This is a genomic window from Streptomyces sp. NPDC088766, assembly GCF_044750845.1.
Taxonomy (GTDB): Bacteria; Actinomycetota; Actinomycetes; order Streptomycetales; family Streptomycetaceae; genus Streptomyces.
Genome location: NZ_JBIVKQ010000023.1, coordinates 110,397 through 133,174 on the forward strand (window position 1 = coordinate 110,397; position 22,778 = coordinate 133,174).

19 protein-coding genes are annotated in these 22,778 nt (G+C 72.1%); 9 read left to right on the forward strand and 10 right to left on the reverse strand.

All coding sequences use genetic code 11. The features are described 5' to 3' along the window. Nucleotides 1–47 precede the first annotated feature (47 nt). Genes ACIP5W_RS27580 through ACIP5W_RS27600 form a run of 5 tightly spaced genes read right to left on the reverse strand, consistent with a single transcriptional unit; the run spans nucleotide 48 to nucleotide 5,693 of the window. Nucleotides 48–1,301, reverse strand: coding sequence for a styrene monooxygenase/indole monooxygenase family protein (locus ACIP5W_RS27580; RefSeq protein WP_401478977.1), 1,254 nt, complete (start codon nucleotides 1,299–1,301; stop codon nucleotides 48–50). 13 nt (nucleotides 1,302–1,314) lie between these two features. Next, a complete protein-coding gene (locus tag ACIP5W_RS27585) occupies nucleotides 1,315–1,962 on the reverse strand; it encodes a GTP-binding protein (RefSeq protein WP_401478980.1) in 648 nt (215 codons plus the stop codon). Further along, nucleotides 1,943–2,374 carry a DUF742 domain-containing protein gene (locus ACIP5W_RS27590; RefSeq protein WP_401478983.1) on the reverse strand — a complete coding sequence of 144 codons (432 nt, stop codon included), beginning with the start codon at nucleotides 2,372–2,374 and terminating at the stop codon, nucleotides 1,943–1,945. The genes ACIP5W_RS27585 and ACIP5W_RS27590 overlap by 20 nt, the downstream gene beginning before the upstream one ends. After that, complete coding sequence (locus ACIP5W_RS27595; protein WP_401478986.1) at nucleotides 2,371–2,874, reverse strand: roadblock/LC7 domain-containing protein; 504 nt, start codon at nucleotides 2,872–2,874, stop codon at nucleotides 2,371–2,373. The genes ACIP5W_RS27590 and ACIP5W_RS27595 overlap by 4 nt, the downstream gene beginning before the upstream one ends. After that, a complete protein-coding gene (locus ACIP5W_RS27600) occupies nucleotides 2,871–5,693 on the reverse strand; it encodes a nitrate- and nitrite sensing domain-containing protein (RefSeq protein ID WP_401478989.1) in 2,823 nt (940 codons plus the stop codon). The genes ACIP5W_RS27595 and ACIP5W_RS27600 overlap by 4 nt, the downstream gene beginning before the upstream one ends. A 368-nt stretch (nucleotides 5,694–6,061) precedes the next feature. On the opposite strand from ACIP5W_RS27600, the gene ACIP5W_RS27605 reads away from it, so the two are divergent. Continuing rightward, nucleotides 6,062–6,847: a protein phosphatase 2C domain-containing protein gene (locus ACIP5W_RS27605; protein WP_401478992.1), complete on the forward strand. Its 786-nt coding sequence runs from the start codon at nucleotides 6,062–6,064 to the stop codon at nucleotides 6,845–6,847. A 42-nt stretch (nucleotides 6,848–6,889) separates the two neighbouring features. On the opposite strand, the gene ACIP5W_RS27610 is transcribed toward ACIP5W_RS27605, so the two are convergent. Both ACIP5W_RS27610 and lon read right to left on the reverse strand, forming a co-directional pair. Further along, on the reverse strand, nucleotides 6,890–7,429 hold the full coding sequence (locus tag ACIP5W_RS27610; protein ID WP_401478995.1) for a MarR family winged helix-turn-helix transcriptional regulator: 540 nt from the start codon (nucleotides 7,427–7,429) through the stop codon (nucleotides 6,890–6,892). 298 nt (nucleotides 7,430–7,727) lie between these two features. Then, nucleotides 7,728–10,151 (reverse strand): endopeptidase La, encoded by a 2,424-nt coding sequence (lon, locus tag ACIP5W_RS27615; protein WP_401478998.1) that lies wholly within the window; start codon nucleotides 10,149–10,151, stop codon nucleotides 7,728–7,730. A 176-nt stretch (nucleotides 10,152–10,327) separates the two neighbouring features. On the opposite strand from lon, the gene ACIP5W_RS27620 reads away from it, so the two are divergent. Further along, nucleotides 10,328–10,990: a GNAT family N-acetyltransferase gene (locus ACIP5W_RS27620; RefSeq protein WP_401479001.1), complete on the forward strand. Its 663-nt coding sequence runs from the start codon at nucleotides 10,328–10,330 to the stop codon at nucleotides 10,988–10,990. Here ACIP5W_RS27620 and ACIP5W_RS27625 read toward each other — a convergent pair. Beyond that, nucleotides 10,962–11,825 carry a rhomboid-like protein gene (locus ACIP5W_RS27625; protein ID WP_401479004.1) on the reverse strand — a complete coding sequence of 288 codons (864 nt, stop codon included), beginning with the start codon at nucleotides 11,823–11,825 and terminating at the stop codon, nucleotides 10,962–10,964. The two genes, ACIP5W_RS27620 and ACIP5W_RS27625, sit on opposite strands and share 29 nt — an antisense overlap. Nucleotides 11,826–12,035: 210 nt before the next feature. Between ACIP5W_RS27625 and ACIP5W_RS27630 the strand changes: the two genes are divergently transcribed. The 7 genes from ACIP5W_RS27630 (at nucleotide 12,036) to ACIP5W_RS27660 (ending at nucleotide 21,328) form a co-directional block, all read left to right on the forward strand. Next, nucleotides 12,036–12,713, forward strand: a complete 678-nt coding sequence (locus ACIP5W_RS27630) for a spermidine synthase (RefSeq protein ID WP_382795549.1) — start codon at nucleotides 12,036–12,038, stop codon at nucleotides 12,711–12,713. Between the two features lie 123 nt (nucleotides 12,714–12,836). After that, nucleotides 12,837–13,577, forward strand: a complete 741-nt coding sequence (locus ACIP5W_RS27635; RefSeq protein WP_366057145.1) for a response regulator transcription factor — start codon at nucleotides 12,837–12,839, stop codon at nucleotides 13,575–13,577. Next, nucleotides 13,574–14,677 carry a sensor histidine kinase gene (locus ACIP5W_RS27640; RefSeq protein ID WP_401479008.1) on the forward strand — a complete coding sequence of 368 codons (1,104 nt, stop codon included), beginning with the start codon at nucleotides 13,574–13,576 and terminating at the stop codon, nucleotides 14,675–14,677. The genes ACIP5W_RS27635 and ACIP5W_RS27640 overlap by 4 nt, the downstream gene beginning before the upstream one ends. 302 nt (nucleotides 14,678–14,979) lie before the next feature. Beyond that, nucleotides 14,980–18,774: a multifunctional oxoglutarate decarboxylase/oxoglutarate dehydrogenase thiamine pyrophosphate-binding subunit/dihydrolipoyllysine-residue succinyltransferase subunit gene (locus tag ACIP5W_RS27645; RefSeq protein ID WP_401479011.1), complete on the forward strand. Its 3,795-nt coding sequence runs from the start codon at nucleotides 14,980–14,982 to the stop codon at nucleotides 18,772–18,774. A gap of 151 nt (nucleotides 18,775–18,925) precedes the next feature. Further along, nucleotides 18,926–19,105 (forward strand): DUF6104 family protein, encoded by a 180-nt coding sequence (locus ACIP5W_RS27650; RefSeq protein ID WP_073491365.1) that lies wholly within the window; start codon nucleotides 18,926–18,928, stop codon nucleotides 19,103–19,105. A 179-nt stretch (nucleotides 19,106–19,284) separates the two neighbouring features. Continuing rightward, on the forward strand, nucleotides 19,285–20,220 hold the full coding sequence (locus tag ACIP5W_RS27655) for a DUF4097 family beta strand repeat-containing protein (RefSeq protein WP_401479076.1): 936 nt from the start codon (nucleotides 19,285–19,287) through the stop codon (nucleotides 20,218–20,220). A 1-nt stretch (nucleotide 20,221) separates the two neighbouring features. Continuing rightward, on the forward strand, nucleotides 20,222–21,328 hold the full coding sequence (locus ACIP5W_RS27660) for a helix-turn-helix transcriptional regulator (protein WP_401479015.1): 1,107 nt from the start codon (nucleotides 20,222–20,224) through the stop codon (nucleotides 21,326–21,328). Nucleotides 21,329–21,497: 169 nt separating this feature from the next. Here the strand turns inward: ACIP5W_RS27660 and ACIP5W_RS27665 are convergent, their stop codons facing one another. Next, nucleotides 21,498–21,686, reverse strand: a complete 189-nt coding sequence (locus ACIP5W_RS27665; protein WP_401479018.1) for a hypothetical protein — start codon at nucleotides 21,684–21,686, stop codon at nucleotides 21,498–21,500. A gap of 72 nt (nucleotides 21,687–21,758) precedes the next feature. Continuing rightward, complete coding sequence (locus ACIP5W_RS27670; protein WP_401479021.1) at nucleotides 21,759–22,724, reverse strand: zinc-binding dehydrogenase; 966 nt, start codon at nucleotides 22,722–22,724, stop codon at nucleotides 21,759–21,761. Nucleotides 22,725–22,778: the final 54 nt, after the last annotated feature.

Below are 22,778 nucleotides of genomic sequence, written 5' to 3' on the forward strand. Positions count from 1 at the left end.
CGCGAGTATGCCACCGCCGCGGACGGCTGCCCCGGTCGGGAGGCCTGTCAGGCCCCGGCGACCGTCTCCAGGTAGGCGGCCGTCTTCTCCGGCTCGTAGAAGAAGTTCTCGAAGTCCGCGGGGTTGTTGAAGCCGTTGGCGAAGCGGTCGGCGACCGGCTGGAGCGCGCCGGCCGCGCCGATCAGGTTGAGGATGTGCTCCGGCGGCGGGGCGAGCATCGCGTTCGTCCACTTGGTGACGTGCTGGGCGGTGTCCCAGTAGCGGTCGAACGTCGCCTGCATCCACGCCTCGTCGAACTCCTTCTCGCCCTGCTCGAGGATCGAGGCGAGGTAGGAGGCCGCGCACTTGGACGCGGAGTTGGAACCCTGGCCGGTGATCGGGTCGTTGGCGACGACGACGTCGGCGACGCCCAGCACCAGGCCTCCGCCGGGGAGGCGGCCGATCGGGTTGCGGACGGTGGGGGCGTAGCGGCCGGCGAGGGTGCCACCGGCGTCGGTCAGCTCGACCTTGGTGGCCCGCGCGTACTCCCAGGGCAGGAACTTCTCCATGAGTTCCAGGGTCAGGGCGAGGTGCTCCGACGGGTCCTTGACGCCCTTGAAGACGTCCAGCGGACCGCCGGGTATGCCCTCCCAGAACAGGATGTCGGCGCGGCCCGAGGTGGTGAGGGTCGGCATGATGAACATCTCGCCGACGCCGGGCACCAGGTTGCAGCGGACCGCCTCGGTGTCCGGGTGCTCCGGACGGGGGCCCAGGCCGTGCACGTAGGCCACCGCCAGCGCGCGCTGCGGCTCGCTGTACGGGGAGCGGGACGCGTCGCGGCCGAACATCTGCACCAGCTCGCCCTTGCCCGCGGAGACGAGGACGAGGTCGTAGGCGCGGGAGAAGTAGTCGAGGTCGGAGACCGCCGCGCCGTGGATCACCAGCTGGCCGCCGCGCTGCGCGAACGTCTCCATCCAGCCGGCCATCTTCACGCGCTGGTCGACGGACTGCGCGTACCCGTCGAGCCTGCCCATCCAGTCGATGGCGCGCTGGGTCGGGCCGGGGTCGTGCGAGCCGGGGGCCGCCACCGAGACGCCGAGTCCCTCGATCTTCGGGGCCTGCTGCTCCCAGAAGTTCAGCTGGAGGTCGCGCTCGTGCTGGAGGGCCGTGTGGAACATGCACTGCGTCGACATCACCCGGCCGGCGCGGATCTCGTCCGCGGTCCGGTTGGACATCAGGGTGACCTCGTACCCGTGCGACTGGAGGCCGAGGGCGAGCTGGAGACCGGACTGGCCGGCTCCGACGACGAGTATCTTCCGCATGCGGGGCTGTCTCCTACTCGGGGGTTTCGTCGAGCGCGTGGCCCACCAGGGCCAGGAGGGTCTCGATCACGGAGATCCGGCGACGCGCATCCATGATCATGACAGGTATGTGCTTCGGGACGGTCAGCGCCTCCCGTACGTCCTCCGGCTCGAACAGCTCGCTGTCGTCGAAGTGGTTGACGGCCACGACGTACGGCAGCCCGCAGCTCTCGAAGTAGTCGAGCGCGGGGAAGCAGTCCTTCAGCCGGCGGGTGTCGGCCAGGACGACGGCGCCGATCGCGCCGCGCACCAGGTCGTCCCACATGAACCAGAACCGCTGCTGGCCCGGCGTGCCGAACAGGTAGAGCACCAGGTCGTCGTCGAGCGTGATGCGGCCGTAGTCCATGGCCACCGTGGTGGTGACCTTGTCCGGGGTGCCGGTGAGGTCGTCGGTCTCCTCGCTGGCCTCGGTCATCAGCGCCTCGGTCGTGAGGGGCGTGATCTCCGAGACGGTGCCGACGAGGGTGGTCTTGCCGACGCCGAAGCCGCCGGCGACCACGATCTTCGTGGCGACGGGGGCCCGGGTGCGGTCCGTCTGCCAGGACTTCAGTTCCTCGTGCGGTTCGTCGAGGAGCGGGGACACACCGAAGGGGGTGTCGGCGTCAGAGACGACGGAGTCCACTCAGCACCCTTTCCAGCAGAGCGCGGTCGGGACGGCCCGTACCGTGACCGGTCCCGGTGCCGTACACACGGATCTTTCCCTGGTCCGCGAGGTCGCTGAGGAGCACCCGGACCACGCCGAGCGGCATCTTCAGCAGCGCGGCGATCTCGGCCACCGTACGCATCCGGCGGCACAGTTCGACGATGGCCCGCATCTCCGGCATGACCCGGGTGGTGAGGGAGCCGTTCGTCAGTTCCTTGCGCTCCTCGGGCGCCTCGAGTTCGGCCGTGGTCGCCACGAACGTCTCGACGAGGAGGACGTGACCGAAGCGGGTACGGCCGCCGGTCAGCGAGTAGGGGCGGACGCGGGCCGGCCTGCGGTCGCCGCCCCGGACGGGGAGCTGCTGCCTGCGGTTGTGCGGCGCGCTGCTCATCGGCCGCTCCCCGCCGTCTCCGACTCCAGGGATCTGCGCAGTTCGCTGCGGAGTTCGGGGGTCAGGACGTGGCCGGCGCGGCCCACGAACAGGGCCATGTGGTAGGCCACCACGTTCATGTCGCAGTCGGCGGAGCCGTGCACCCCCAGCAGCGAGCCGTCGCTGATCGACATCACGAAGAGGCTGCCCTCGTCCATGGCGATCATCGTGTGCTTCACCGCGCCGAACTCGATGAGCTTGGCGGCCCCGATGGTGAGGCTGCCGATGCCGGAGACGATGGTGGCCAGGTCGGCGGCGGAACCGCGCGGGCCGGCGGGTTCGGCTCCCAGGGACTCGCGTGCCGCGTCGTGGCGGCCCGGGTCCGAGGAGAGCAGGAGCAGACCGTCGGAGGAGACGACGGCGACGGACTGGATGCCTGGCACCTCCTCCACGAGGTTCGTCAGCAGCCAGTGCAGGTTGCGGGCTTCACTGCTCAGTCCGAAGGTACTGGACGCGGTCAACTGCTTGCCTCCTCGACTGTGCCCCCCGTGTCTTCTGCGGCGTGTGCGTGTGCTTCCTGGGACGACGGGACCTTGTTCTGGGCCGTCCGTTCGGCGATCTCCGCCTCCACGTCGCGGTATCCGGCCTCCGCCCCCCGGCGGAAGCCACCGAGACGGCGGCGTAGAGCGTCGGCGTCCACGGACCCGCTCCGCTGGCGGGGGGCCTGGGTGGGTGAGGTCAGCTTGGGGGTGCGCTTCGGGAGACCCTTGTCGGTGACGACGTCTTCCGAGGCGTCGGCGGTCCGGGTGTGCTCCGCCTCGTCGGCGCCCTCGGCGGCTGCGGCTGCGGGTTCGGGGAGGGCCTCCGGCTCGGGGGCGGCATCGGGGGTGGGGGCGGCCTCCGGTCCGGGAGCGGCCTCCGGTCCGGGAGCGGCGGTTTCGGTGACGGCGGGTTCGGTGACGGCCGGTCCGGTGGCCGCCGTGTCCGTCTCCTGTCCGGCTTCCGCGTGCGCGTCCGCCGTCCCCTCCGTATCCGCGTCCGCATCCGCGTCCGCCGGGATGAGGAGTTCCATCGTCGTCTCGGCCGGGGTCTCCGGCGCCGCCGCCCGTACGGCCCGCTCGGCGGCCTCGACCAGCGGGTCGCCGCCGGGCTTCGGACGGCCTGGCAGGACGTTGGAGTTGGCCTCCGCGTCCGCGCCGGGCAGGGCGAAGGAGTGCGTCCCGGAACCCGGGGCCGGCGCGGGGACCGCGGCGGCCGGCGAGGCGGCGAGCAGGGGTGTCGGAAGGACGACGACGGCCGCGATCCCGCCCTTCTTCTGCTCGCGCAGCTGCACGCGCACCCCGTGCCGGTGAGCGAGCCGCGCCACGACGTACAGGCCGAGGCCGAGGCCCTCCTCGCCCTCCTGCTCGTACGGCGAGTCCGGGGCGAACTCGGCGAGGCGTGCGTTGAGGCGGGTCAGGCGCTCCTCGGTCATGCCTATGCCCTCGTCCTGGACGGAGAGCATGACCTCGCCGTTCTCCAGGAGCCAGCCGGAGACCTCGACGGGCAGGTCCGGCGGGGAGAACGAGGTGGCGTTCTCCATGAGTTCGGCCAGCAGGTGGCTCAGGTCGTCGGCGGCGAAGCCGGCCACGTGTGCGTGCGGCGGCAGCGCGGAGATGCGGACGCGCTCGTAGCGTTCGATCTCGCTGACGGCGGCGCGGACGACGTCGACCAGCGGGATGGGGCCGGCGTGCTGCTGGACGTGTTCCGTGCCGGCGAGGACCAGGAGGTTCTCGCTGTGGCGGCGCATGACGGTGGCGAAGTGGTCGAGCTTGAAGAGGGTGGCCAGCCGGTCGGGGTCCTGCTCGCGCTCCTCCAGGCCCTCGATGACCGCGAGCTGCCGTTCGACGAGGCCGAGCGTGCGCAGCGAGAGGTTGACGAAGGTGCCGCCGATGCTGCCGCGCAGCCGGTCCAGCTGGGCGGCGGAGTCGGCGAGTTCGGCGCGCAGCTCCTCGCGGGCGTCGGCCATCCGCTGGCGCTGTCCGACGAGGTGCTTGCGGTCGGACTCCAGGGTGGTGACGCGCTCGTGGAGGGCGACGGCGTGCTCGTGCAGGGCGTTGACGGAGCGGACGACCTGGGCGAACTCGTCGTTGCGGCCGGTGAACCGGAGGGGCTCCTCGGCCGCCGGGTTCTCGGCGCCGGCCAGCCGGGCGGAGCCGATGCGCAGGACGGCCAGCGGGCGGGTGAGGCTGCGGGCCATGGCGGTGGCGATGCCGACGGCCAGCAGGATCAGCGCGCCGAGCAGGGCGATGCGGATCTCCAGCGCGGTGACGTCGTCGTCGCGGAGCTGGGCGAGGTCCTTGGTACGGCGGTCGTAGAGGGCGGACTCCGTGCCGCGCATCAGCTCGACGCGCGCGGCGAGCGCCGCGTCGAGCTTCTTGGTGCTGGTCCCGAGGTCCTTGTCGCTCAGTTCCGGCTGGTCGGTGAGGGACGCGAGGTACTTCTCCGCGGTCTCGACGTCCGTGCCGGTGACCGTGGAGTCGTAGGACTCGACGGCCTGTTCGGGCGCGTTCTCCCGGAAGGCGCCCACGGACGCGTCGGAGCGCAGGCGGGCCTGCTGGGCGGCGGCCGTCAGGGCGTCGCGCTGTTCCGTGTCGGCGTCGGAGGAGACCTTCTCGGTGGAGGTCCCGCCGGTGACCGGGTCGTAGACGCTCTCGGTGGACGTCGGCACGTTCAGTGCGGCGAGCAGCAGTCCGCGGGTCGCGGCGGCCTGCTGGACGGCGGTGTCCAGTTCGGCGAGGGCGTACGCGCCGGAGCCCGCGCGGGGCGGCATCCGCTCGGCGAGCAGCTCGGCCAGGCCGTGCAGCGCGGTGATCGCCTCGGAGTAGGCCTGGTGGGTCTGGAGCGCGGTGCTCCGGCCGGTGAGGGCCTCCTGGCGCACGGTCGCGATGCCGTCGAGGTCCTTGCGGAGCGCGGCCGGCGTGTCGGTGTCGGCGGTCAGCTCGCGTACCTGCCGGTCCACGCGGGCGCTGCCCTCCGGAGAGGGCGCCTTGGACTTGGTCCGGCCGGCCGCGACGTAGACGGTGACCTCGTCGCGTTCGTCGGCGAGCGCCTGGGCGAGCGCAAGCGCGTCCTGGGTCTGCTCGGCCAGGGTGACCAGTTCCTGGGAGTCCTTCACCCGCCCGGAGGCGTCGAGGACGGCGGGTGCGCCCGCTCCGGCGATGGCGGCGGCGACGACTGCCACCGCGACGATCAGCCGGTTGCGTACGTGGGTGGGGCGGCCCTTGCCGACGGGGGTGCGCTCCGCGCCCCCCTCGGAGGCCGTGTTGCTGCCTGGGCGCCGAGGCCGCGTCTTCTGCACCGGTGCTCGCATTCCTGACTCGTGTACCCATGGGCCGGATGACACACCGTCAACGGGCGTGTCCTGTCCGGTACGGTTCCCGACCCTCCCAGTGCCGGTGGGCAGGGGTCGCGCATCGCATGCCCCGCCACCCGAAGGAGTGAACATCGGAGGGGAGTTGGCGGGCAAGTTCCCCTGGCGTGTGCGACGGCGGTGCCCGGTGGGCCGGTTGGACGTGAGCGGCAGCCTTTGGCAGTATTCGCCGCCACGCCTTCCCGGAGTGCTTCATTACCGCCCAAAACAGGCGTCTGACCTGCGCTGGCGCGTCGGCTCGGCAAACGTTGCAGGCCTTTCGCGGAGGGCGTGAACGGCTCGTGCAGACTGGCTGGATGCGTACGGAACTTGTGTCGGAGCCCGGCGATCGCGGCCGGCCCAACGAGGACTTCGCGAGTGTCGGGCTTCCCGCCTCCGGCCAGGGCGGTGCGCTGGTCGTCCTGGACGGGGTGACGCCGCCCACGGGCGGCTCGGGCTGTCTGCATTCGGTCCCCTGGTTCACCGCACGGCTGGGCGGCGCCCTGACCGAACTGACCCTTTCCCTCCCGGATGTTCCCCTGGCGGAAGCGCTGAGCCGGGCCCTCGCGCGTACCGCCGGGGCGCACGCCGGAACCTGTGACCTTTCTCACCCGCGCACCCCGCAGGCAACCGTGGCCGTGGCGCGCTGGTCGCCGGAGCGGGTCGACTACCTGGTGCTGTGCGACGCGGTCCTTCTGCTGGCCTCCCCCGACGGCACGGTCACGGCGGTCCGCGACGACCGCCTCGACCGGGTGCCGCGGGCCCTGCTGGCCAGCGCGGAGATCTGCGACGCGCGCGCCCGCAACCGGGAGGGCGGCTTCTTCACGGCCGCCGCGGATCCGTCGGTGGCCGCCCGCGCGGTGACCGGTTCCGTCCCGCGCGGGGACGTGGCGGCCCTGGCCGCCCTGAGCGACGGGGTCACCCGCTGGGTGGAGACGTTCCGGGAGGGCGACTGGACGGACCTGTTCGCCCACGTCGCCGAGCAGGGCGCGCAGGCGGTGGTGGAGCGGGTGCGGGAGCTGGAACGGGCGGACACGGAGCGGGTGTTCCTGGGCCGGGCCAAGGCGCACGACGACGCCACGGCCGTCTACGTGGAGCTCTGATCCCTCCCACCCGCAGGTCCCCGCGGGGCTCCCAGCGCGGTTCTACCTGGCCATGCCCTGGTTCAACTCGTGCAGCAGGCGGGCGAGTTCGGCGACGGCGCCGCGGTCCCAGTGGGCGAGCTGACTGACGTACCGCGCGCGGCGGGCCTCGCGGACGCGGCCGACCCGGGTTCGGCCCTCCTCGGTCAGGGCGACCAGCCAGGCCCGTCCGTCGGCCGGGTCGGGCTCGCGGGTGACCAGTCCCAGCTGTTCGAGGGCGCGCAGCTGGCGGGACATGGTGGCCTTGCCGACGCCGATGTAGGCGGCCAGCTCTGTCGCGCGCTGCCGGCCCAGCTCCTCCAGCCGGACGAGGAGGCCGTAGGCGGCGGGCTCCAGGTCGGGGTGGACCTCGCGGGCCATCTCGCCCTGGTTGGCGCGGGCGCGGCGCAACAGCACCGTCAGCTCCCGCTCGAGGGAGAGGAACTCCCGGTCCACACCGCCCGGCAACGCCTCGGGGGTGCCGCCCGGCGGCGTCCCGGGCACACCGCTCGGCGGCGTCCCGGGCGCGTTCCCGCGTCCGTCGTCGTTTCCGTCCTCGTGCACGTCAGCACTCCTGATCAGGTTTCCCGCGCCGGAAGTTCTCGCCCGTTCGCGCCGTTGCCGCAGCTCTCCAAGTATTTCGCAGGCCTGGACCTTCGGCGTCTTCCGACCCCCCTTCCGCCTCGCCGCCCCCTGTCGCCCTCGCCCCCCCGCCGCCCCCTCTTCCGCGCTCCGGCTCTCCGCTCCCGGCTTCTTCCGGCCGCCGGGCGCGCGCACGGCGAAGGCCCGGGCCTCCCTCACGAAACCCGGGCCTTCCCTCATCCGGTCCCCGCGCGGGCCTGACCCGCTGCCGGAACCGGCGTCACGCGGCGACCGGAACCTCCGGCGCGGCCCCGTTCGTCGCCGGGGCCAGTGCCAGCTCCAGGACCTGGCGGACGTCGGTGACGGCGTGGACGTCGAGCTTGTCCAGCACCTCCGCGGGGACGTCGTCCAGGTCGGGCTCGTTGCGCTTGGGGATGACGACGGTCCTCACACCCGCCCGGTGCGCGGCGAGCAGCTTCTGCTTCACCCCGCCGATGGGCAGGACGCGGCCGGTGAGGGAGACCTCGCCGGTCATCGCCACGTCGGTGCGCACGAGCCGTCCGCTCAGCAGCGACGCCAGTGCCGTCGTCATCGTGACGCCCGCGCTCGGGCCGTCCTTGGGCACCGCGCCCGCCGGGAAGTGGATGTGCACGCCCCGGTCCTTCAGGTCGGCGACCGGCAGTTCCAGTTCGGCGCCGTGCGAGCGCAGGAAGCTCAGCGCGATCTGCGCCGACTCCTTCATCACGTCGCCGAGCTGACCGGTCAGGGTCAGACCCGCGGCGCCCGTCTCCGGGTCGGCCAGGGACGCCTCGACGAAGAGGACGTCGCCGCCGGCGCCGGTGACCGCGAGCCCGGTGGCGACACCCGGCACCGCGGTGCGCCGCTCGGCCGGGTCCTGGGCGGACTCGGGCACGTGGTGCGGCCGGCCGATCAGCTCGCGCAGGTCCTCCTCGCGCACGGTGAGCGGCAGCTCCCGCTCGCCCAGTTCGTGCTGGGCCGCGACCTTGCGCAGCAGCCGGGCGACGGACCGCTCCAGGGTGCGCACGCCGGCCTCGCGCGTGTACTCGCCGGCCAGCTTGCGCAGCGCGCCCTCCTCGAGGGTCACCTCGTCCGCGGCGAGCCCCGCCCGCTCCAGCTGGCGCGGAAGCAGGTGGTCACGGGCGATGACGACCTTCTCGTCCTCGGTGTAGCCGTCGAGGCGGACCAGCTCCATACGGTCGAGGAGCGCCTCCGGGATGGCCTCCAGGACGTTGGCGGTGGCCAGGAAGACGACGTCGCTCAGGTCCAGCTCCACCTCCAGGTAGTGGTCCCGGAAGGTGTGGTTCTGCGCCGGGTCCAGCACCTCCAGCAGGGCCGCCGCCGGGTCGCCGCGGAAGTCCGATCCCACCTTGTCGATCTCGTCGAGCAGGACCACCGGGTTCATGGACCCGGCCTCCTTGATCGCGCGCACGATCCGGCCGGGCAGCGCGCCGACGTACGTACGGCGGTGGCCGCGGATCTCCGCCTCGTCGCGCACGCCGCCGAGGGCGACGCGGACGAACTTGCGGCCCATGGCGTGGGCCACGGACTCGCCGAGGCTGGTCTTGCCGACACCGGGCGGGCCGACGAGCGCGAGCACGGCGCCGCCGCGCCGGCCGCCGACGACCCCGAGACCCCGGTCGCTGCGGCGCTTGCGCACCGCGAGGTACTCGGTGATCCGTTCCTTGACGTCCTCCAGGCCGGCGTGCTCGGCGTCCAGGACCGCCTTGGCGCCCCGGATGTCGTAGACGTCCTCGGTCCGCTCGTGCCACGGCAGTTCCAGGACGGTGTCCAGCCAGGTGCGGATCCAGGAGCCCTCGGGGGACTGGTCGCTGGACCGCTCCAGCTTGTCGACCTCCTTGAGGGCGGCCTCACGCACCTTCTCGGGCAGGTCGGCAGCCTCCACGCGGGTGCGGTAGTCGTCGGACTCCTCGCCCTCCTGCTCGCCGTTCAGCTCGCGCAGTTCCTTGCGGACGGCTTCCAGCTGGCGGCGGAGCAGGAACTCCCGCTGCTGCTTGTCGACGCCTTCCTGGACGTCCTTGGCGATGGTCTCGGCGACGTCCTGCTCGGCGAGGTGGTCACGCAGCTGGCGGGTGGCGAGCCTGAGCCGGGCGACCGGGTCGGCGGTCTCCAGCAGCTCCACCTTCTGCTCGGTGGTCAGGAACGGCGAGTAGCCGGAGTTGTCGGCGAGGGCGGAGACGTCGTCGATGGCCTGGACCCGGTCGACGACCTGCCAGGCGCCGCGCTTGCGCAGCCAGGCGGTGGCGAGCGCCTTGTACTCCTTGACCAGCTCGGCGACGTGGCCGGGCAGCGGATCGGGTGCGCTCTCGTCGATCCTCGTCCCCTCGACCCACAGCGCCGCACCGGGTCCGGTGGTGCCGGCGCCGATCCTCACGCGGCCGCGGCCGCGGATCAGGGCGCCCGGGTCACCGTCGGCCAGCCGGCCGACCTGCTCGACCGTGCCCAGCACGCCGGTGCTCGCGTACGACCCGTCGATGCGCGGCACCAGGAGGACCCGGGGCTTGCCGGGCTCGGACCGGGCGGCGGCCTGCGCGGCCTCGACCGCGGCGCGTACGTCGTTGTCGTTGAGGTCGAGCGGAACCACCATCCCGGGCAGCACGACCTCGTCGTCGAGCGGCAGCACGGGCAGGGTGAGCGGTGTGAACGCTGCGGACTCAGCAGCCATGATCTCCCCTTAGGCAGTCAAGTTGAGTTATGCCGACTCAATGCACGTGAGTCTCCGAATGTTCCCCGCCCCGGCCTCCGTTCGCTGTCGGCGATCACGCCTGCCGGCGTCGGCGGACCACGGCATAAGCTCCCAGTAATAATCAAAAAGCACTAGAGACCATTACAGGAGTCTTCGTGGACGGCGTCGTACGGGCATGGGTGGACGGCTGGGTCGTGTCGCGCGGGGCGGCCCCGCCGGTGCGGGAGCCGTGGGGGTTCACCGTGGACGTGGGACAGTCGGCGCACGTGTCGCGGCACGTCCTCGCGGCGGTCGGCGACGGCGTCGAGGAGGAGACCGTGCGCGCGGTCGCGGACGGTGTGCGGGGAACCGGCGTGTGGCTGAAGGTGTTCCAGGACCCGGCCCTGGTCGGGGGCTGGCTCGGGGACGGCTGGTGGGTGGATCCGGAGCCCGGTTGGCTGATGACCGTGCCGCTGCCGGCCCGGACGGGGCACACGCGCGTGCCCGACGGCCACCGCCTGCGCCGCTGGACGCGCGGCGGCGTCACCCGCCTTCTGGTCACCGCACCCGACGGCTCCTTCGCGGCCCGCGGCCAGGTCGCCCCGACCGGCGCCACGGCGGTGGTCGACCAGGTCGAGACCGCACCCGAGCACCGGCGCCGCGGCCTGGGCGGTCTCGTCGTGCGCCTCCTGGCGGAGCAGGCGGCCGCGGAGGGCGCGGAGACGGGCGTCCTGGCGGGAACCCCGGCCGGCCGGGCGCTCTACGAGTCGCTGGGGTGGACGGTGACAGCGCCGCTGACCAGCGCGAAGTTCACGGGGACCGGCGGGGTCGCCGACTAGTCGCACCACGCGCGCGTGGCACGGGCGCCGCCGCCCCTTGCCGCTCACGCGGACCGCTCCCTGGGCGCCGCACCCACGGCCAGGTCGCGACACCGATCCCCAGCGCGATCAGGTGGCCCCAGTTGCTCAGCGGGTCCGTGAGGGCGAGCAGGTCCTCCAGGAGCATCCCGCCGGACACCGCGAGCAGCAGCCGGCGCGGCCAGGGGCCCAGCAGGCCGGCCAACGCGCCGACGCTCGCCGCGACGCCGAAGCTGATGCCGTAGTCGAGACGGTGCAGCGAGCTGTCCGGAAGATGACCCACGAGGACGGCCAGGCCCACGGGGACCTCGGTCGCCAGGGTGGCCAGGACGTGCCCGAGCAGGAAGACGCCGGCCGCACGGACGCCCCCGACGCGCCGCTCCAGCGCGGTGAGGACCACCAGGAAGCCGAGCACGAACGGCGACGCGATCCCCCCGGCCACCCACAGCGCGCTGGCCACCAGCACCGGCACCGGGGCCCGCAGCAGGTGCGCGACATCGGTGCTGGAGTTCTCGTGCAGGACCCGCACGAGTGCGGGGTCGGCGTGCGCGCCGACGTACGACGTGACGGCGAGGACGAGGGCGTAGAAGAAGGTGAAGGGAGTGCCGGTGGGGGTGGGCAGCAGGTGCCACGGGCGCGGGCGGGGCCGGTCGCGCGCCGGGCCCGGTAGCTCGGGCGCGGACGGACCGCGCCCGCCGGGGCCGGCTGCCGCCCGCTGGCGGGGGACGCCGCCCAGGAGGCCGCGTACGTCGGGGAGGGTCGTCGGCGAGCCGGTCGGGCCGGACGATGCCGCCGTACCGGTCGGCGTGCGTTCCACCGTGAGGCGCTCCTTCCGTTCCCCGCACCCTCCGCTCCCCGGGCCGCCCTGTCTGTGACCGGCGCCACGCGCCGGTCGATTCACGGCGACCTCTCGGACATCGGCGGTACCGGCGGACGTCAACCGCGCCTACCCCGATCACCCCCGTCCGAACGCCCCTGCGTCCGATATTCCTCAACCAACCGTCAGGGCCGGTGCCAAGATGGTCCGATGCCCATCTCCTACGACTCCCCCGAAGTCCTGGACCGTCGTGAGGGCCCCTACGGCGAGGTCGTCCTGCGCCGGCACGGGGAACTGCTCCAGATCATCGCCAACGGCTGCTTCCTGATGGACACCTCCGACGGGCGCTCGGAACGCCTCCTGATGGACGCCGCGCTCACCGCGCTGGACGGCCGCCCCGCACCGGACGTGCTGATCGGCGGCCTGGGCGTCGGATTCTCGCTCGCACACGCCGCCGCCGACCCCCGGTGGGGCCGGATCACGGTCGTCGAGCGCGAACGCGCCGTCATCGACTGGCACCTCGACGGCCCGCTCGGCGCCGTCTCCCGCGCCGCCCTCGCCGACCCGCGCACCACCGTCGTGGAAGCCGATCTCCTCGACCACGTCAATGAGACGTCCGACACGTTCGACGCCCTGTGCCTCGACATCGACAACGGGCCCGACTGGACGGTGACGGAAGGCAACGACGGCCTGTACTCGCCGGCCGGACTCGCAAGCTGCGCAAGGGTGTTGAGACCCGGCGGGGTGCTCGCGGTGTGGTCCGCCCAGCCGTCTCCCAAATTCGAGGGAACCTTGGGGAATGCCGGGTTCCAACAGGTGCGTACCGAAGAGATCCCGGTTGCCCGAGGCGTGCCGGACGTCGTGCACCTCGCCGTCCGACCTGGATAGCAAAGCCGCGGTGACTCCCCGTACGCTGCTGCCCTGACGCAGGTCATCAAGGCGTCAACCGCAGTCATGCGCAGAAAAGGAATCACCCCACTGATTCCGGAAAGCACACTTCAGGGGCGGGCGATGGAGCAGACACACACCGCGCACAACGGCACGACGACGGCGACACCCGGTGCGCAGCGCCGGGTTCTGGTGGTCGAGGACGACCCCACGATCGTCGACGCCATCGCGGCCCGCCTGCGCGCCGAGGGATTCCTCGTGCAAACGGCGGGTGACGGCCCGGCGGCCGTCGACACCGCGGAGGCCTGGCAGCCCGATCTGCTGATCCTCGACATCATGCTGCCCGGCTTCGACGGTCTGGAGGTCTGCCGTCGCGTGCAGGCCGCCCGCCCGGTGCCGGTGCTGATGCTCACCGCGCGCGACGACGAGACCGACATGCTGGTCGGGCTCGGCGTGGGCGCCGACGACTATATGACCAAGCCGTTCTCCATGCGGGAGCTGGCCGCGCGCGTGCACGTCCTGCTGCGCCGCGTGGAGCGCGCCGCGGTCGCGGCCTCGACGCCGCGCAGCGGGATACTGCGGCTCGGCGAGCTGGAGATCGACCACGCGCAGCGCCGGGTCCGGGTGCGCTCGGAGGACGTGCATCTCACGCCCACCGAGTTCGACCTGCTGGTGTGCCTGGCGAACACCCCGCGCGCGGTGCTCTCCCGTGAGCAGCTGCTGGCGGAGGTGTGGGACTGGGCGGACGCCTCCGGCACCCGCACCGTCGACAGCCACATCAAGGCGCTGCGGCGGAAGATCGGGGCCGAGCGGATCCGCACGGTGCACGGGGTGGGCTACGCGCTGGAGACGCCGACGCCATGAGCCGCGGGCCGGACGGACCGAGAAGCCCCGGGGAGCCCTGGGGCGGTATGCGCCCGTTCTCGATCAAGACCAAGCTGGGGGCGCTGGTCGTCATCTCGGTGTTGATCACCACCGGGCTGATGATGATCGCCATGCGCACCGAGACCGAGCTGCGCTTCATCACGGTCTTCTCGATGATCGCCACCCTGTTGATCACGCAGTTCGTGGCGCACTCGCTCACCTCGCCGCTGGACGAGATGAACACCGTGGCCCGGTCCATCTCGCACGGCGACTACACCCGCCGGGTGAGCGAGAAACGCCGTGACGAGCTGGGCGACCTGGCCCAGACGATCAACGTCATGGCGGACGAACTGGAGGCGCAGGACCGTCAGCGCAAGGAGCTGGTGGCCAACGTCTCCCACGAGCTGCGCACCCCCATCGCGGGTCTGCGCGCCGTCCTGGAGAACGTGGTCGACGGGATCGCCGAGGCCGATCCCGAGACCATGCGCACGGCACTGAAACAGACCGAGCGGCTCGGGCGGCTGGTGGAGACCCTGCTGGACCTGTCCCGCCTCGACAACGGCGTCGTACCGCTGCGCAAGCGGCGCTTCGAGGTGTGGCCGTACCTGTCGGGGGTGCTGAAGGAGGCCAACATGGTCGCCTCGGCGCGCGCCACGATGGGCTCGGGCGGCAGCCACACGCGCACGGACGTCCACCTGCACCTGGACGTGACCCCTCCGGAGCTGACCGCGCACGCGGACCCGGAGCGCATCCACCAGGTCGTCGCCAACCTCATAGACAACGCGGTCAAGCACAGCCCGCCGCACGGACGGGTGACGGTCAGGGCGCGGCGGGGGCCACTGCCGGAGTCGCTGGAGCTGGAGGTCCTGGACGAGGGCCCCGGCATCCCGCGTTCGGAGTGGCACCGCGTGTTCGAGCGGTTCAACCGGGGCGCCGTCCGCCGTCCGCACGGTCCGGGCAGCGACGGCGGCACCGGACTGGGACTGGCGATCGCCCGCTGGGCGGTCGATCTGCACGGCGGCCGGATCGGAGTGGCCGAATCCGAGCGGGGCTGCCGGATTCTTATCACTCTTCCGGGAGACTCGTCCGTTCCAAGTTGACGTAAAGTCTGCGACGGAGCCGCAAGATCCACAGGCGTTCGCACGGTCGGACACGTGTGATCAGGCAACCCGCCGACGCAGGTCGGCCCAGGTCCGCACGCCGAGCGCGCGCGACCTGCATCAACGCACCCGTTTCAGCACGCAACCGCGTTTGTTTCCCGCCATTTCCACCCCCGAAACAGCCCTTGCGATGTGACTTACGCGACGATGCGGCGGCCCGGCCTGACCTTCCCCCGCCGGGGGGCGTAGCCTTTATTCCCGCTGTCCATCACCTTGTGAAGCGGAAGAGGGCGGTTGCCGCCGTGTCGCCACAGTCCCCCAGTAACGCATCGAGCATCTCGACCGACGCAGACCATGCGGGCAAGAACCCCGCTGCCGCGTTCGGAGCGAACGAGTGGCTCGTCGACGAGATCTATCAGCAGTACCTCCAGGACCCGAACTCGGTAGACCGTGCCTGGTGGGACTTCTTCGCCGACTACAAGCCGGGCGCGGCCGCGCCGTCGGCTCCGGCGGGTACTGCGGCCGCGGGGGCCGCAGCGACCTCCACCACGCCCGCGGCGCCCGCCGCACCGGCAGCTCCGGCCACCCCGGCCCAGGCCGCGCCCGCCGCCCCGGCCCCCGCGCCGGCGCCGGCCGCCCCGAAGCCCGCCGCCGCGGCTCCGGCGCCCGCGAAGGCCGCGGCCCCGGCCGCGAAGCCGGCCGCCAAGGCCGCGCCCGCCGTCTCCCCCGACGGCCCCGAGTTCGTGACGCTGCGCGGCCCGTCCGCCGCGGTCGCCAAGAACATGAACGCCTCGCTGGAACTGCCCACGGCCACGTCCGTGCGCGCGGTGCCGGTGAAGCTGCTGTTCGACAACCGCATCGTCATCAACAACCACCTCAAGCGCGCCCGGGGCGGGAAGATCTCCTTCACGCACCTGATCGGCTTCGCGATGGTGCAGGCCATCAAGGCCATGCCGTCGATGAACTGGCACTACGCGGAGAAGGACGGGAAGCCCACCCTCGTCAAGCCGCCGCACGTCAACTTCGGCCTCGCCATCGACCTGGTGAAGCCCAACGGCGACCGCCAGCTCGTCGTCGCCGGCATCAAGAAGGCCGAGACGCTGAACTTCTTCGAGTTCTGGCAGGCCTACGAGGACATCGTCCGCCGCGCCCGCGACGGCAAGCTGACGATGGACGACTTCACCGGCGTCACGGTCTCCCTGACCAACCCCGGCGGCCTCGGCACCGTCCACTCCGTCCCGCGCCTGATGCCCGGCCAGTCGGTCATCATGGGCGTCGGCTCCATGGACTACCCGGCGGAGTTCCAGGGCACCAGCCAGGACACCCTGAACAAGCTCGGCATCTCGAAGGTCATGACGCTCACGTCGACCTACGACCACCGGGTCATCCAGGGCGCCGCGTCCGGCGAGTTCCTGCGGATCGTCGCGAACCTCCTCCTCGGCGAGCAGGGCTTCTACGACGACATCTTCGAGGCGCTGCGCATCCCCTACGAGCCGGTCCGCTGGCTCAAGGACATCGACGCCAGCCACGACGACGACGTCACCAAGGCCGCCCGCGTCTTCGAGCTGATCCACTCCTACCGGGTCCGGGGCCACGTCATGGCCGACACCGACCCGCTGGAGTACCGCCAGCGCAAGCACCCCGACCTCGACATCACCGAGCACGGGCTCACCCTGTGGGACCTGGAGCGCGAGTTCGCCGTCGGCGGCTTCGCGGGCAAGTCCCTCATGAAGCTGCGCGACATCCTCGGCGTGCTGCGCGACTCGTACTGCCGCACCACCGGCGTCGAGTTCATGCACATCCAGGACCCCAAGCAGCGCCGGTGGATCCAGGACCGCATCGAGCGCTCGCACACCAAGCCGGAGCGCGAGGAGCAGCTGCGCATCCTGCGCCGTCTGAACGCGGCGGAGGCCTTCGAGACCTTCCTGCAGACGAAGTACGTCGGCCAGAAGCGCTTCTCCCTGGAGGGCGGCGAGTCCGTCATCCCGCTGCTCGACGCGGTGCTCGACTCGGCCGCCGAGTCGCGCCTCGACGAGGTCGTCATCGGCATGGCCCACCGCGGCCGGTTGAACGTGCTGGCGAACATCGTCGGCAAGTCGTACGCCCAGATCTTCCGCGAGTTCGAGGGCAACCTCGACCCGAAGTCGATGCACGGCTCCGGCGACGTGAAGTACCACCTGGGCGCCGAGGGCACCTTCACGGGCCTGGACGGCGAGCAGATCAAGGTCTCGCTGGTCGCCAACCCCTCGCACCTGGAGGCGGTGGACCCGGTCCTGGAGGGCGTCGCACGCGCCAAGCAGGACATCGTCAACAAGGGCGGCACGGACTTCACCGTCCTGCCGGTGGCCCTGCACGGCGACGCGGCCTTCGCCGGCCAGGGCGTGGTGGCCGAGACCCTGAACATGTCGCAGCTGCGCGGCTACCGCACCGGCGGCACGGTCCACATCGTCATCAACAACCAGGTCGGCTTCACCGCGGCCCCCGAGTCCTCGCGTTCCTCCATGTACGCGACGGACGTGGCCCGCATGATCGAGGCCCCGATCTTCCACGTGAACGGCGACGACCCGGAGGCCGTGGTCCGCGTCGCGCGGCTCGCCTTCGAGTTCCGCCAGGCCTTCAACAAGGACGTGGTGATCGACCTCATCTGCTACCGCCGCCGCGGTCACAACGAGTCGGACAACCCGGCCTTCACCCAGCCGCTGATGTACGACCTGATCGACAAGAAGCGCTCGGTGCGCAAGCTGTACACCGAGTCCCTCATCGGTCGCGGCGACATCACCCTGGAAGAGGCCGAGCAGGCGCTGCAGGACTACCAGGGCCAGCTGGAGAAGGTCTTCACGGAGGTCCGCGAGGCCACCGCGCAGCCCGCCCCCGGCAGCTCCCCCGACCCGCAGGACGGCTTCCCGGTCGCGGTGAACACCGCGATCTCGGCGGAGGTCGTCAAGCGCATCGCCGAGTCCCAGGTGAACATCCCCGACCACATCACCGCGCACCCGCGTCTGCTGCCGCAGCTCCAGCGCCGGGCCGCGATGGTCGAGGACGGCACGATCGACTGGGGCATGGGCGAGACGCTGGCCGTCGGCTCCCTCCTCCTGGAGGGCGTCCCGGTCCGCCTGGCCGGCCAGGACTCCCAGCGCGGCACGTTCGGCCAGCGGCACGCCGTGATCATCGACCGGGAGACCGGCGAGGAGTTCACGCCGCTGATGTACCTCTCGGACGAGCAGGCGCGCCTGAACGTCTACAACTCCCTGCTGTCCGAGTACGCGGCGATGGGCTTCGAGTACGGCTACTCGCTGGCCCGCCCCGACGCGCTCGTGCTGTGGGAGGCGCAGTTCGGCGACTTCGTCAACGGCGCCCAGACGGTCGTGGACGAGTTCATCTCGTCGGCGGAGCAGAAGTGGGGCCAGACGTCCGGCGTCACCCTGCTCCTGCCGCACGGCTACGAGGGCCAGGGCCCGGACCACTCGTCCGCCCGCCCGGAGCGCTTCCTCCAGATGTGCGCCCAGAACAACATGACGGTCGCCATGCCGACCCTGCCGTCGAACTACTTCCACCTCCTGCGGTGGCAGGTGCACAACCCGCACCACAAGCCGCTGGTCGTCTTCACCCCGAAGTCGATGCTGCGCCTGAAGGCCGCCGCTTCGAAGGCGGAGGAGTTCACGACGGGCCAGTTCCGCCCGGTCATCGGCGACGCCTCGGTGGATCCGGCCGCCGTCAGGAAGGTCGTCTTCTGCGCCGGCAAGGTCTACTACGACCTGGACGCCGAGCGTCAGAAGCGCGGCATCACGGACACCGCGATCATCCGCATCGAGCGCCTGTACCCGCTGCCGGGTGCCGAGCTCCAGGCGGAGATCGCCAAGTACCCGAACGCCGAGAAGTACCTGTGGGCCCAGGAGGAGCCGGCCAACCAGGGTGCCTGGCCGTTCATCGCCCTGAACCTGATCGACCACCTGGACCTGGCCGTCGGCGCGGACGTGCCGCACGGCGAGCGCCTGCGCCGCATCTCGCGGCCGCACGGCTCGTCCCCGGCGGTCGGCTCGGCCAAGCGTCACCAGGCCGAGCAGGAACAGCTGGTGCGTGAGGTGTTCGAGGCGTAGGCGTCCTCGACCATCGGACAGCGGCGGGGCCGCACCTCTTCACGGGGTGCGGCCCCGCTGTTTTCGCGGGGTGCGGGCCGGCTGTTGCGGGGTGCGGCCGGCTGTTCCGCGGGGTGCGGGTCGGCTGTTCGCGCCCGCTTATCCTTGACCCATGTACTTCACGGACCGTGGCATCGAAGAGCTGGAGAAGAGGCGCGGCGCGGAGGAGGTCACCTTCGAGTGGCTCGCCGAGCAGCTGCGGACGTTCGTCGACCTGAACCCGGACTTCGAGGTTCCGGTGGAGCGGCTGGCCACGTGGCTGGCCCGGCTGGACGACGAGGACGACGAGTAGGTCCACCGACGGCACGCCGGTCGTGTGCGGGGGCGCCCTGAGGGGCGCCCCTTTTGCGTGCCCGCCCGCTGCGGGAGGCCGGTCACCGGAAAGAGTGTCTTGACTTCCGAGGTCCGCGATATATCGTGTTTTACGTGAGACGCGATATGGCGTGTCGTGTCGTCGAGGAGGTCGTCACCATGTCCGAGTGGTCCGTCGTCGAGCCGAGGAAGCTCTCCTTCGACGAGCCGGTGAGTGAGCTGCACGTCCGCATCGTCGACGGAACGGTCAACGTGGTGGGCACCGACGAGGGTTCCGCCCGCCTGGAGGTCTCCCACATCGAGGGACCTCCTCTCGTCGTGACCCACCAGGACGGAGCGCTGACGGTGGCGTACGAGGACCTGCCCTGGAAGGGCTTCCTCAAATGGCTCGACCGCAAGGGCTGGCGGCGCAGTGCCGTCGTCTCGCTCGCCGTCCCGGCCGGCACCCGCGTGGAGGTGGGCGTGGTGAGCGCCGGCGCGGTGGTGTCCGGCATCGACGGCCGCGCCGAGGTGAAGGGCGTCTCCGGCGACACGACCCTCGTCGGCCTGGCGGGGCCGGTCCGCACGGACACCGTCTCGGGGAACGTGGAGGCGCAGGCCCTCACCGGCGATCTGCGCTTCAACTCCGTCTCAGGGGACCTGACCGTCGTCGAGGCGGGCTCCTCCGTGAAGGCCGACTCGGTGAGCGGCTCGATGATCGTCGACCTCGACCCGGCGAGCCGCCCCACCGACATCAGCCTGACCAGCGTCTCGGGTGAGATCGCCATACGGCTGCCCCACCCGGCGGACGCGCAGGTGGAGGCGAACACCGCGAGCGGCTCGGTCTCCAACGCCTTCGAGGACCTCCGGGTCAGCGGCCAGTGGGGCGCCAAGCGGATCACCGGCCGTCTCGGCACGGGCAGCGGCCGCCTCAAGGCCACGACGGTCTCCGGCTCGATCGCCCTGCTGCGGCGGCCTCCGGTGGAGGACGGGCCGTGGGAGGCGGGGTCGGCTCCGGGCGACGGCGAGTCCGCGGGTCCGGGAGACTGTCCCCCGTCCGGGGGCGGTTCAGCGTCCGGCCCGGACGACAGCACGACCGACAAGAAGGTGCTCTGACATGCCTCCCGTCTTCGCCCACGGCCGCCTCCGCCTCTACCTGCTCAAGCTCCTGGACGAGGCTCCGCGCCACGGCTACGAGGTGATCCGCCTCCTGGAGGAACGCTTCCAGGGGTTGTACGCGCCGTCGGCGGGCACCGTGTACCCCCGGCTGGCGAAGCTGGAGGCCGAGGGCCTGGTCACCCACACCAGCGAGGGCGGCCGCAAGGTGTACGCCATCACCGACGCAGGCCGGGCCGAGCTGGCCGACCGCAGCGGTGAACTCGCCGACCTGGAGCTGGAGATCCGCGAGTCGGTCGCCGAGCTGGCCGCGGAGATCCGGGCCGACGTGCGCGGAGCGGCGGGCGAGCTGCGGCGTGAGATGCGGGCGGCGGCCTCCGAGGCCCGTCAGGGCACCGGGGCGAGCACCGGGTCCGGCACCGCGCCGGGTGCCGGGGAGTACGGGGAGTACGGCGACAGGGAGTCGTGGCGGGTCGCCAAGGAGGAGATGCGGCGCGTCAAGCAGGAGTGGAAGGAACAGGCCCGCCGGGCAAAGGACGAGAGCCGGCGGGCGCGCGAGGAGGCCCAGCGGGCCCGTCGTCAGGCCAAGGAGGCCCAGGACCGGGCCGTGGCCCAGGCTCAGGAGGAGGTCCAGCGCATAGTGCGACGGGTCCAGGATCAGGTCCAGGACCACTTCGCGCGGGGCGACTGGCCGACGGGCGTCCGAGAGGGGCTGACCGAACTGGCCAAGGAGTTCGGCGAGTTCGGAAAGGACTTCGGGAAGGAGTTCGGCAAGGACTTCGGCTTCGGCCGGAGCGGCGCCGGGAGCCCGGAGCGAGCGGAGGAGGCCGCGGGACCGGCGGAGTCGGCGGGTGCCGCGGCCGAGGGCCCGGTCTACACCGAGACCCCCGCGGACTTCCCGGCCGGCTTCGAGCCGTCCTGGGCCCACGAGGCGCCGGGCGACGACCCGGCCCGTGACCTGGACCGGCTCCTGGACCGCTTCCGCGACGACATCCGCGACGCGGCCCGCGACCACGGCGTCACCGCCGACCAGCTCCGCGAGGCCCGCCGCCAGCTGTCGACGGCGGCGGCCCACATCGGGGCGATGCTGCGGACGGGCAGGGAATGAGCGCGGGCACCCGGCACCTCGGCTGAGCGCGGGCACCCGGCACCTCGGCTGAGCGCAGGCGCCCGGCGCGTCAGCCACCGGGCGCCGTCCGCACCTCACCGCCCACGGCCCGGGGCCGCCGGTTCGTCCCCTCCTGCTCCCGTCCTGCTCCCCTCCCGCTCCCGCGGCCTCAGCCCGCCCGGACCTCTCCCCGGGCGTGCAGGACGCGGGTCAGGGAGGTGTGGGTGACGCCGTGGTCGGCGACGGCGTCGGCGGCCGCCCGGGAGAGGCCCGCGCGCCGACGCGCCTCGTCCAGCGCCTCGCGGAGCGGCCCGCCGGCCTCCGCCGGGAGGCCGAGTGCGGCCGGTCTGCACGGCAACCCGAGTCGACACACGGGGGCGCGAAAGGCGGGCCCGGAATCCGGACCCGCCGTCAGGGGCGCGAGCAGTGGTCAGGAGTTGGTGAGGACGATCTTGCCGAACTGGTCACCGGACGCGAGCCGTTCGAAGCCCTCCCGGGCACGGTCCAGCGGAAGCACCTCGTCGATGACGGGCCGGATCCCGGTCGCGGCGCAGAAGGCGAGCAGGTCCTCCAGTTCGTCCTTCGTGCCCATCGTGGAGCCGACCACCCTCAGCTCCAGGAAGAAGATCCGGGTCAGTTCGGCGTGGGAGGGGCGGTCGCCGCTGGTCGCTCCGGAGATGACGAGGGTGCCGCCGGGCCGCAGCGACTTCACCGAGTGGGACCAGGTGGCGGCGCCGACGGTCTCGATGACGGCGTCCACACGCTGAGGGAGCCGCGCCCCCGGCTCGACGGCTTCGACGGCCCCCAGTTCCAGGGCCCGCTTCCGCTTGGCCTCGTCCCGGCTGGTCGCGAAGACCCGCAGTCCGGCCGCCCTGCCGAGCACGATCGCGGCCGTGGCCACTCCGCCCCCGGCGCCCTGCACGAGCACCGAGTCACCGGGCCGCACCCCCGCGTTGGTGAACAGCATGCGGTAGGCCGTCAGCCAGGCGGTGGGCAGACAGGCGGCCTCCTCGAAGGACAGTTCCTTCGGCTTGGGCAGGATGTTCCAGGTCGGCACGGCGACCCGCTCGGCGAAGGTGCCCTGGTAGTGCTCGGTGAGGATGGACCGGGGCTCCCGGGGGCCGACCCCGTGGCCGGTCTGGCCGATGACGGAGTGCAGCACCACCTCGTTGCCGTCCTCGTCGACGCCGGCGGCGTCGCAGCCGAGGATCATCGGCAGCTTGTCCTCCGGGAGGCCGACGCCCCGCAGGGACCAGAGGTCGTGATGGTTGAGGGAGGCGGCCCGGACGGTGACGGTGCTCCAGCCGGGGCGGGCGTCGGGAGCCGGTCGCTCCCCCAACTCCAGTCCGGAAAGCGGCTGGTCGCGGTCGATTCGAGCGGCGTAGACGGCGAACATGCCCCCGACGATAGGGTCCCGCGGCTCCCGGCGAAACCGGGGGGCACTGTGAGA